Annotated in this window: 5 protein-coding genes; 4 read left to right on the forward strand and 1 reads right to left on the reverse strand. The window is 71.2% G+C overall.

All coding sequences use genetic code 11. The features are described from left to right. On the reverse strand, positions 1-633 hold a 633-nt coding region (locus tag AC27VN_RS31575), incomplete at its 3' end, for an NAD-dependent epimerase/dehydratase family protein (RefSeq protein ID WP_490879109.1). 88 nt (positions 634-721) lie between these two features. Between AC27VN_RS31575 and AC27VN_RS31580 the strand changes: the two genes are divergently transcribed. The 4 genes from AC27VN_RS31580 to AC27VN_RS31595 form a co-directional block, all read left to right on the forward strand. Then, positions 722-1,627: a LysR family transcriptional regulator gene (locus AC27VN_RS31580; protein ID WP_057597662.1), complete on the forward strand. Its 906-nt coding sequence runs from the start codon at positions 722-724 to the stop codon at positions 1,625-1,627. 88 nt (positions 1,628-1,715) lie between these two features. After that, positions 1,716-2,531, forward strand: coding sequence for a putative hydro-lyase (locus tag AC27VN_RS31585; protein WP_490879110.1), 816 nt, complete (start codon positions 1,716-1,718; stop codon positions 2,529-2,531). A 90-nt stretch (positions 2,532-2,621) separates the two neighbouring features. Beyond that, a complete protein-coding gene (locus AC27VN_RS31590; RefSeq protein ID WP_490879111.1) occupies positions 2,622-3,929 on the forward strand; it encodes an MFS transporter in 1,308 nt (435 codons plus the stop codon). 45 nt (positions 3,930-3,974) lie between these two features. Continuing rightward, the coding region (locus tag AC27VN_RS31595) for a hydantoinase/oxoprolinase family protein (RefSeq protein WP_490879112.1) at positions 3,975-5,457 on the forward strand (1,483 nt) is incomplete at its 3' end.

The following is a 5,457-nucleotide window of genomic DNA, read 5'->3' on the forward strand; positions in this document are numbered from 1 at the left end:
CAGCGGCTCGCGGATCATGCCGCTGAAGAAGCCCGAGGCCGCGCCATTGGGCTTGCCCGGGCGCACGCTCACCGTCATCAGCCGCACGCTGCGCCCACGCACGAAGCCCTTGCGCGTGAAGTCGGCCACCAGTTGCTCGCCGATGAACTTCTGGATCCCGTAGCTGGTCTGCGGCGTTGGCAGCGTGTGGTCGTCGATCACCGGCGGCAGCGGCTGCTCGGGCGAATCGCCGAACACCGCGAGCGAGCTCGAGAACACCAGCACCGGCCGGGTGCCGAGCGCGCGCAGCCGCTCGAGCAGCGCATGGGTGGCGGCGAAGTTGCTGCGCATGCCGAGGTCGAAGTCGGCCTCGCACTCGCCGCTGACCGCGGCCGCGAGGTGGAACACGGCGTCGGCCTCGCGCCAGGGCGTGGCGTCGGCATCGGCGCCGAGCTGGTCGTTGAGGTCGCCAGTCACGAAGGCGACACGCGGGTCGGCCGCGAGGTCGGCCGGCGGCGGCGCACGGTCGACCAGGGTGATCCTGGCGATGGGGGCTGGGGCCGCGCCCGCGAGCGAAAGGCGGCCCTGCGCGAGCAGCGTGCGGGCGAGGCGGGCGCCCAGAAAGCCGGCGCCGCCGGTGATGACGATCTGCATGTCGGTCCTTGTCTCCTTGTCGAGGGTTCGAGGATAAGCGCGACCGGCGCGCGACACTCGGGCCTTCGCCAGTCCGTCGAGCCGAACGATGAACCTCCGATTCGTGGAAGCCTTCCACTGGGCCGTGGCCCTCAAGAGCGTGACGCGCGCCGCCGAGAAGCTGCACCTCACGCAGTCCGCGCTGTCCAGCCGCATCGCCGCGCTCGAGCGCGAGCTCGGCACCTTGCTGCTCGACCGCCGCGACAAGCAGTTCCGCCTCACGGTGGCGGGCCAGCGCTTCCATGCCTTCGCGCAGAAGCTGCTCGAGATGCAGATGCACATCAAGGCCGAGATGGGCTCGGGCGCGGTGCGCGAGACGGTGCTGCGCGTGGGCGCGATCGAGTCGGTGGTGCACAGCTGGCTCACGGGCTGGCTCAAGCACATGCAGGCCACCTACCCGGACTTCGAGCTCGAGCTCACGGTCGAAACCACGCCGGTGCTGGTCGACCAGCTGCAGCGCGGCAAGCAGGACCTGGTGTTCGCCGCGCTGCCCGCGGTGGGCGACGGCGTGCGCACGCGCGCGGTGCCGCCGATGGCCATGTGCTTCGTCGGCCACCGCGAGCTGCACCTGCGGCGGCGCTACCGCATCGCCGACCTGCTGTCGCTCGACCTGCTGACCTTCCAGCGGGGTTCGCAGCCGCACGTGGCGCTGCTCGAGTTCTTCCGCGAGGCAGGCGGCGCGGCGCCGCGCGTGCATGCGATCTCGTCGATCTCGGCGATGGCGCAGCTGGTGGAGGCGGGCTTCGGCGTGGCCACCCTGCCGCGCGCGGTGGTCGATGGCCTCGCGCGGCGGCTGCCGCTGCGCGTGCTGCCGAGCGAAGGGACGCTGGAGCCCTTGCCGATCTATGCGAGCTATCGCGACGATCCTTCTTCACTGCTGCTCGAGGCCGCCGTGAGTTCCGCTGTGGTGCACGGTTCGCACCGCGCTGGCTCATCGAAAAAATCGATGAGCTGAGCAAGAAACTTTGCGTTGGCGTTCGGGCGCGCGGATTCCCACAATCCGCCCACCACAACGAAGAGACAAGCAGCCGCTCGCCAACGCCATGCCAGCCACAGACGAACCGACCTCCCTGCCCACCGGCGCGAGCAGCGCACGCGAAGTGCGGCAAGCCGCCCGTACCGGCCGCCTGAGCGGCCACACCAGCGGGCTGGCCAGCGCCCACGTGCAGGGCAATCTCGTGATCCTGCCGCAGGCCCATGCGGGCGACTTCCTGCGCTTCTGCCAGGCCAATCCCAAGCCCTGTCCGCTGCTCGGCGTGACCGAGGTCGGCGATCCCTCGCTCCCCGCGCTCGGCGAGGACATCGACCTGCGCAGCGACCTGCCGCGCTACCGCGTGTGGCGCGAAGGCGAGCTGGTCGACGAGCCCACCGACGTGCGCGCGCTGTGGCGGGACGACATGGTCGGCTTCGTCATCGGCTGCTCGTTCACCTTCGAGCATGCGTTGCTGGCCGAGGGCATCGCGCTGCGGCACGTGGCGCAGGGCCGCAACGTCGCGATGTACCGCACCGGGCTGCAGACCGTTCCGGCCGGTCCGTTCAGCGGGCCGCTGGTGGTGTCGATGCGGCCGCTGCGCGCGGCCGACGCGATCCGCGCGGTGCAGATCACCTCGCGCTTTCCGGCCGTGCATGGCGCGCCGGTGCACCTGGGCGATCCCGCGCTGATCGGCATCCGCGATATCGGCCGCCCCGAGTACGGCGATGCCGTCGAGGTGATGCCCGACGAGCTGCCGGTGTTCTGGGCCTGCGGCGTGACGCCCCAGGCCGCGCTCGCGGCCGCGCGGCTGCCGCTGGCGATCACGCATGCGCCGGGCGCGATGCTGGTCACCGACCTGCCGCACCATCGGCTCGCCGCGCTGTAGCGCGCCGCCCCTGGTTCCGATCGCCGCCGGTTCCCTGGGCAGGGACCGCGCGACGCCGTTCCCGCCCCGACCCACCCTGGAGAAGACACCATGAAAAACAGCACCCTCGAGGCCACCGCGCCGACGCCCGTCGACGGCACGGCGGACGCCGGCGACGCCAACTGGCTGCGCACCCTGAACCCGAACGAGAAGCGCACGCTCGCGGCCTCGTTCAGCGGCTACGCGGTCGATGCCTTCGACTACTACACGCTGCCGTTGGTCACGCCGATCCTGCTGTCGCTGTGGGGCATGAGCAAGACCGAGGTCGGCCTGATCGGCACCGCCACGCTGGTGGCCTCGGCGCTCGGCGGCTGGGCCGCGGGCATCCTTGCCGACCGCTATGGCCGGGTGCGCATCCTGCAGCTCACGATCCTGGTGTTCGCGATCTTCACCTTCGCCTGCGGCCTGGCCCAGACGCCCGGGCAGCTGCTGGTGGCGCGCACGCTGCAGGGCCTGGGCTTCGGCGGCGAATGGGCCGTGGGCTCGGTGCTGATCGCCGAGATGATCCGGCCGGCCTACCGCGGCAAGGCGGTCGGTCTGGTGCAGAGCAGCTGGGCCGTGGGCTGGGGCGCGGCGGTGCTGGTGTCGATGGCGCTGTTCTCGTTCCTGCCGCCCGAGGTCTCGTGGCGCGTGATGTTCCTGCTGGGCCTGCTGCCCGCGTTGCTGATCGTCTTCATCCGGCGCTCGATCAGCGACCCCGAGATCTACGTGCAGACCCGCGCCGCCGTGGCGCGCGGCGAGCGCAGCGGCAACTTCCTCGCGATCTTCAAGCCCGGCGTGCTCGGCACCACGGTGCTCGCGAGCCTGCTGTTCACCGGCATGCAGGGCGGCTACTACGCCATCGGCGTGTGGCTGCCGACCTTCCTGAAGAACGAGCGCCACCTGACGGTGCTGAGCTCGGGCGGCTACCAGTTCATGTTCATCGTCGGTGCCTTCGTCGGCTACCTCTGCGGCGCCTACCTGTCGGATCGGCTGGGCCGCCGCCGCGCCTTCATTCTGTTCGCCATCGGCGCCGGCCTGCTGGTCTATGCCTACACGCTGCTGCCGATCACCGACGGCCTGATGCTGCTGCTGGGCTTCCCGCTCGGCTTCTTCATCTCGGGCATCTTCAGCGGCGCGGGCGCCTTCCTGGCCGAGCTGTTCCCCAACGAGCTGCGCGGCTCCGGGCAAGGCTTTTGCTACAACTTCGGGCGCGGCATCGGCGCCACCTTCCCGGCGCTGGTCGGCGTGCTGAGCGACCGCATGCACCTGCCGCTGGGCACCGCCATCGGCGTCTGCGCGGCGGTGGCCTATGCGATGGTCGTGGTGGTGGCGCTGTGCCTGCCCGAGACCCGTGGCCGCGACCTGCGCCAGAACTGACCCGATTCCGCTCCCTTTCCTCGCGAAGACCTATCCTTGTTCCCCATGACCACGCAAACCCTTCTCCCGTCCCGCTGGCAGTTCTGGATCGACCGCGGCGGCACCTTCACCGACCTCGTGGGGCGCGATCCCGAAGGCGGCCTGCACACGCTCAAGCTGCTGTCGGAGAACCCCGAGCAGTACCGCGACGCGGCCGTCGAGGGCATCCGCCGGCTGCTGAGGCTGGCACCGGGCGAGGCCGTGACGCCCGAGCGAGTGGAGTGCGTGAAGATGGGCACCACGGTGGCCACCAACGCGCTGCTCGAGCGCAAGGGCGAGCCCACGGTGCTGGTCACGACGAAGGGCTTTCGCGATGCGCTGCGCATCGCCACCCAGGCGCGCCCGCGGCTGTTCGACCGCCGCATCGTGCTGCCCGAGCTGCTGTACCGGCGCGTGATCGAGGCCGACGAGCGCATCGACGCGCAGGGCGGCACGGTGCAGGCGCTCGACGAGGCGCCGCTGCGCGCGCAGCTGCAATCCGCCTTCGACGAGGGCCTGCGCGCCTGCGCCATCGTCTTCATGCACGGCTGGCGCCACACGGCGCACGAGCTGGCGGCCGAAGGCATCGCGCGCGCCATCGGCTTCACGCAGGTGTCGGTGTCGCACAAGACCAGCCCGCTGATGAAGCTGGTGCCGCGCGGCGACACGACGGTGGTCGACGCCTACCTGAGCCCGATCCTGCGCCGCTATGTCGAGCAGGTGTCGCAGCAGATGCCGGGCGTGCCGCTGTTCTTCATGCAGAGCTCGGGCGGGCTCACGCAGGCGAACCGCTTCCAGGGCAAGGACGCGATCCTCTCGGGCCCGGCCGGCGGCATTGTCGGCATGGTGCGCACCGCGCTCGACGCCGGCCATGCGCGCGTGATCGGCTTCGACATGGGCGGCACTTCCACCGACGTGTCGCACTACGCGGGCGAGTTCGAGCGCTCGTTCGAGACCCAGGTGGCCGGCGTGCGCATGCGCGCGCCGATGATGAGCATCCACACGGTGGCGGCCGGCGGCGGCTCGATCGTCTCCTTCGACGGCGCGCGGCTGCGCGTCGGTCCCGAGTCGGCCGGCGCCAATCCCGGCCCCGCGAGCTACCGCCGCGGCGGGCCGCTGACCACCACCGACGCCAACGTGCTGCTCGGCAAGATCCAGCCCGCGCACTTCCCGCAGGTGTTCGGCCCGGGCGCCGACCAGCCGCTGGACCGCGACGCGGCCGAGCGCGGCTTTGCCGCGATGGCGCAACGCATGACCGAGGCCACGGGCCGCGCGGTCGGCGCCGAGGAGGTCGCGAGCGGTGCGCTGCGCATCGCGGTGGCGAGCATGGCCAATGCGATCAAGCGGATCTCGGTGGCGCGCGGCTACGACGTCACGCAATACACGCTGCAGTGCTTCGGCGGCGCGGGCGGCCAGCATGCCTGCCTGGTGGCCGATGCGCTGGGCATGCGCAGCGTCTACCTGCATCCGCTGGCGGGCGTGCTCTCGGCCTTCGGCATGGGGCTGGCCG

The sequence above is a fragment of the Variovorax sp. 20P10.2.4 genome (genome assembly GCF_058244205.1).

Coding starts and splice junctions, on each gene's coding strand:
- AC27VN_RS31580 (WP_057597662.1), top strand. CDS start 722: ATGAACCTCCGATTCGTGGAAGCCTTCCACTGGGCCGTGGCCCTCAAG.
- AC27VN_RS31585 (WP_490879110.1), top strand. CDS start 1,716: ATGCCAGCCACAGACGAACCGACCTCCCTGCCCACCGGCGCGAGCAGC.
- AC27VN_RS31590 (WP_490879111.1), top strand. CDS start 2,622: ATGAAAAACAGCACCCTCGAGGCCACCGCGCCGACGCCCGTCGACGGC.